General features: G+C 64.1%; 4 protein-coding genes and 1 pseudogene. 3 read left to right on the plus strand and 2 right to left on the minus strand.

Annotation, left to right across the window (positions count from 1 at the left end; all coding sequences use genetic code 11):
• Positions 1-752, plus strand: a 752-nt coding sequence (gene purD / locus WCE35_RS15310) for a phosphoribosylamine--glycine ligase (protein ID WP_424594184.1), incomplete at its 5' end; no start/stop codon positions are given.
• Between the two features lie 124 nt (positions 753-876).
• Here the strand turns inward: purD and WCE35_RS15315 are convergent.
• Complete coding sequence (locus WCE35_RS15315; protein ID WP_424594185.1) at positions 877-2,109, minus strand: acyl-CoA dehydrogenase family protein; 1,233 nt, start codon at positions 2,107-2,109, stop codon at positions 877-879.
• Positions 2,110-2,255: 146 nt separating this feature from the next.
• Between WCE35_RS15315 and WCE35_RS15320 the strand changes: the two genes are divergently transcribed.
• On the plus strand, positions 2,256-3,161 hold the full coding sequence (locus WCE35_RS15320) for an alpha/beta fold hydrolase (RefSeq protein ID WP_424594186.1): 906 nt from the start codon (positions 2,256-2,258) through the stop codon (positions 3,159-3,161).
• A gap of 99 nt (positions 3,162-3,260) precedes the next feature.
• Here WCE35_RS15320 and WCE35_RS15325 read toward each other — a convergent pair whose 3' ends face one another.
• Complete coding sequence (locus tag WCE35_RS15325) at positions 3,261-3,719, minus strand: nucleoside deaminase (protein ID WP_424594187.1); 459 nt, start codon at positions 3,717-3,719, stop codon at positions 3,261-3,263.
• Between the two features lie 153 nt (positions 3,720-3,872).
• On the opposite strand from WCE35_RS15325, the pseudogene WCE35_RS15330 reads away from it, so the two are divergent.
• Positions 3,873-4,507: pseudogene (locus WCE35_RS15330) on the plus strand (pseudouridine synthase); the annotation flags it as partial.

Consider the following 4,507-nt stretch of genomic DNA (forward strand, 5'->3'; position numbering starts at 1 on the left):
GCGCGGAAGTCGTGATCGAGGAGTTTCTCGAAGGCCGCGAGATCAGCTTCTTCGGGCTATGCGACGGCGAGACCGCGATCCCGCTGGCGTCCGCGCAGGACCACAAGCGCGTGTTCGATCACGACGAGGGCCCGAACACCGGCGGCATGGGCGCCTATTCGCCGACGCCGTTCGTGACGCCTGAAATCCACGTCCAGATCATGGCGCAGATCATTATGCCGACGGTCGCCGGCATGAAGATACGCTGCATGCCGTTCCGCGGCGTGCTCTATGCCGGCGTGATGCTGACAGAGCAGGGACCGAAACTGTTCGAGTACAATGTCCGCTTCGGCGATCCGGAATGCCAGGTGCTGATGCTGCGGATGATGTCCGACATTGTGCCGGCGTTGATGGCGTGCTGCGACGGGCAGTTGAAGAACTTTGATCTTCGCTGGTTTCCCGAAGCGGCGTTGACGGTGGTGATGGCGGCGAAGGGCTATCCCGGGGATTATGCGAAAGGGACTCGCATCGAGGGGCTCGATGACGCCGCCAAGATCGAGGGCGTCGAAATCTTCCATGCCGGCACGGTCGCAAAGGACGGCGCCATCCTCGCCAATGGCGGCCGCGTGCTCAACATCTGCGCCTCGGGCAAAACCATCACCGAAGCGCAGCGCCGCGCCTATCAGGCCGTCGACCGCATCAGATGGCCCGATGGATTCTGCCGCCGCGATATCGCCTGGCAGGCGGTGGAGCAGGAGGGGGCGAAAGACTAGCACCGTCATTCCGGACTACGCGCCGCGCGCGTCGATCCGGAATCTCGACGTTGTTTGCGCTGTGCGCCTCATCTCGGGATTCCGGGTTCGGCGCTGCGCGTCGCCCCGGAATCACGAACCCGGGCTAAAGCAAATCACCGCCCGCTGCGCTCGCCGTGGTGCCGTGCTCGCGAAACGCCTTGATGACGTTGCGGCCGACCCGCCATCGGTGCACCTCGTCGGGACCGTCGACCAGCCGCTGCGAGCGGACCTGGGTGTACCATTTCGCCAGCACCGTATCCTGGCTGAAGCCGAGCGCGCCGTGGAGCTGGATCGCAGTGTCGATCACGTGATGCACCATGTGCGCCAGATACACCTTGGCGATCGAGTTCTCCTGTCGCAGATCCAGGCCCCGCTCCGCCTTGTAGGCGATGTGCAGCAGCATCAGCCGCCCGATATAGAGCTGGCTTGCGCATTCGGCCAGCATGAACTGAACCGCCTGGCGGTCGGCGAGCAGCACGCCGAAGGTCGAGCGTTTGGTGATGTGCGCGACCGCCATGTCGAGCGCGCGCTGGGCCTTTGCGATGTTGTGCATGCCGTGGCGCAAGCGGCCGTAAGCGAGGCGGTGCTGGCCCATATTGAATCCGTTGCCTTCGCCGCCGAGCAGATTGTCGGCCGGCACCTTCAAATCCCTGATCTCGATCTCGGAGTGGCCGCCATGAATCGCGTCGGCATGCGGGCCTTCGATCGCCATGTTCTTGATGTTGCGCTTGATCCGGTAGCCGGGGTTGGGCAATTCGACGATGAAGGTGGAATACTGCTTGTGGCGCGGCGCGTTCGGATCGGTCCTGGCCATCACCAGCGCCATGTCGGCGACGCTCGCGGATGAGGAGAACCACTTCTCGCCGTTCAAGATGTAATTCTCGTTGCCGTCCTTCACCGCCGATGTCTGCATGCCGGTGGCATCGGCGCCGGCGGCCTTCTCGGTCATCGAGAAGCAGATGCGCTTGTCGCCATTGAGCAGGGGTTTGAGGAACTTTTCCTTCTGGTACTCGGTGCCATGCTCGAGAATGGTCATCATCGAGGCGTCGTCGGGGCCCTGCGTGTTCATCGACAGCGCGCCGAGCATGCTCTCGCCGAGCTCCATCTGCACCAGCGCGTTGGCGAGCGGTCCGAGGCCCATGCCGCCATATTGCTTCGGAACGAACGGGCACCACAGGCCCCGCGCGCGGGCCTTCGCGCGCAACGTGCCGAGCACCTCGTCGAGCGGCCTGGAGTCCAGTTCCTTCTCCGCGGGGATGCACTCGTCATGCACCCATTGGCGGACCTTTTCGCGGATCGCCTTGGCCTCGGCCGGGACTTCGAAATCGATCGACATGGCATTTCCTCTGCTCGGCTTGTTGTTGGTCGGGCTTGTCTCATGGCATATATCCGTCACGTGCCAGCGGCAACGGCAAACAAAGTTTGAAGCAACAGCTTCGACAAAAGCGCGATGCGCGTTTGCCGCGAAGGAGTGCCAAATTCATGCCCGACCTCGCCGATCTGTTTCCTGGTTATGCCGCCAAATGGATCGACACCAGCGCGGGACGCATCTTCGCGCGCGTCGGCGGCAAGGGGCCGCCGCTGTTGCTGCTGCACGGATTCTCATCGACCCATGTGATGTGGCACCCCGTGGCGCCGCGACTGGCCGACAAATTCACGCTGATCATCGCCGACCTGCCGGGCTATGGCTGGTCGGATATGCCCGACAGCGACAAGGACCACACGCCCTATACCAAGCGCGCGATGGCGCGGACGATGGTGGAGGCAATGGAGCGGCTCGGCCATGTGCATTTCGCGCTCGCCGGTCACGACCGCGGCGGGCGCGTGTCGTACCGGCTGGCACTCGATCATCCTGGCCGGCTCTCGAAGCTTGCTGTGCTCGATATCCTGCCGACCTATGATTACTGGGAACGCATCAACCGGCTCTCAGCGCTGAAGATCTATCACTGGGCGTTTTTGGCGCAGCCCTACCCGCTGCCGGAAACCCTGATCGGCGGCCATCCCGATTTCTTCCTCCGGCAGAAGATGGCAAGCCAGACCAAATCGAAAACCCTCGACGCCATCGATCCCCGCGCGCTGGAGCATTATCTGGCGCCGTTCCGCGATCCCTCCCGCGTGCATGCGATGTGCGAGGATTACCGCGCCGGCGCCTATGCCGATTATGAGATCGACAAGAAAGACCACGACGCCGGCAACAGGATCACGATCCCGTTGCTGGCGCTGTGGGGCGATGCCGGCGTCGCCCGCGCCGCGGCGACGCCGCTCGATACCTGGAGGAACTGGGCGACCGATGTGCGCGGCATGCCGGTGGATGCCGGGCATTTTCTCACCGAGGAAAATCCGGACGCGACGGCGAGTGCGTTGCGGGAATTTTTTCTGGCGGGGTAATTTTTCTCGTCATTGCGAGGAGCGAAGCGACGAAGCAATCCAGCTTTCTTCCAGCGGCAAAGATGGATTGCTTCGCTTGCGCTCGCAATGACGGCGGAGCTACCGCCTCACCTTGAAAAACTCCCGCAGCAGCGCCGCCGCCTCGGTTTCGCCGACCGTGGAATAGACCTCGGGGACGTGATGGCAGGTCGGCGATGCAAAAAACCGCACGCCGGAATCGACCGCGCCGCCTTTCGGGTCGGCCGCGCCGTAATAGAGCCGCCTGATCCGTGCCAACGAGATCGCGCCCGCGCACATCGTGCATGGCTCCAGCGTGACATAGAGGTCGCAATCGACCAGCCGCTCGGTGCCGATGGCTTCGGCGGCCTGCCGGATCGCCAATATTTCGGCATGCGCGGTCGGATCGCGGTCGGTCAGCGTCCGGTTGCCGGCCGTGGCGATCACCTCGTAATCGCGCACGACCACGCATCCGATCGGAACTTCGCCGGCTTTTCCGGCGTTTTCCGCCGTTTTCAGCGCCAAATCCATGAAAGAAGGGGCGGTCATGCCTCGTATCATCGGAAGAAACCTGCTATGAGATGCGCCTTCAGCAAAAGTGGATGCCGATTTTGCGTGAGAATGCGCCTTGAGCCAAGTGCGTGCGCGTTATCGCTATGACAACCCATCCACATCGGCCTGATCGCCAATTCATCCGTACCCGAGAGACCATTCATGCCCCGCGACAACGATAAAAACAACGATTCCCGCGGCCGGCGTGACCGCCCGTCGGGCGGCAAGGGCCGTTCCGGCGCCGCTCGCGGGCCGGAGAAGAAATTCGCCAAACGCGGCTTTGCCGTAAAAGGCGATGGCGACAAGCGCGACGGGGAACGGCGCCCTCATGCCGGGAAACCCGGCGGCGCCAAATCTTATGGCAAGAAGCCCTATGCGGGCGCAGGCAAACCCTATGCCGGCAATCGCGAAGATCGCGCCCCGCGTCGCGATGACGGTGACGCGCCGCGCCCGCGCGGCGACCGGCCCTTTGGTGATCGTCCGCCACGCTTCAACCGGGAGGATCGCCCGCAGCGCGGCGATGGCGGCGAAAAGCGTTCGTTCACGCCGCGCGAGGATCGCGGCGGCGAAAAGCGCCCTTACACCCCGCGGGGCGACCGAGGCGACGCGCGCCCGGCCGCGCGATTTGCCGACCGCAAGTTCGGCGACAGGAAGCCCTATGCGCCGCGCGACCGTGACGGCGAGAAACGGCCCACCACGCCGCGCGGCGAGGGTTTGCGCAAGGACGGCGACCGGCCGCGCGGCGATCGCCCGTACAACCCGCGACCTTCGCGCGATGGCGACCGGCCGGAGCGAAA

It is taken from the genome of Bradyrhizobium sp. (assembly GCF_049691595.1).
GTDB lineage: Bacteria > Pseudomonadota > Alphaproteobacteria > Rhizobiales > Xanthobacteraceae > Bradyrhizobium.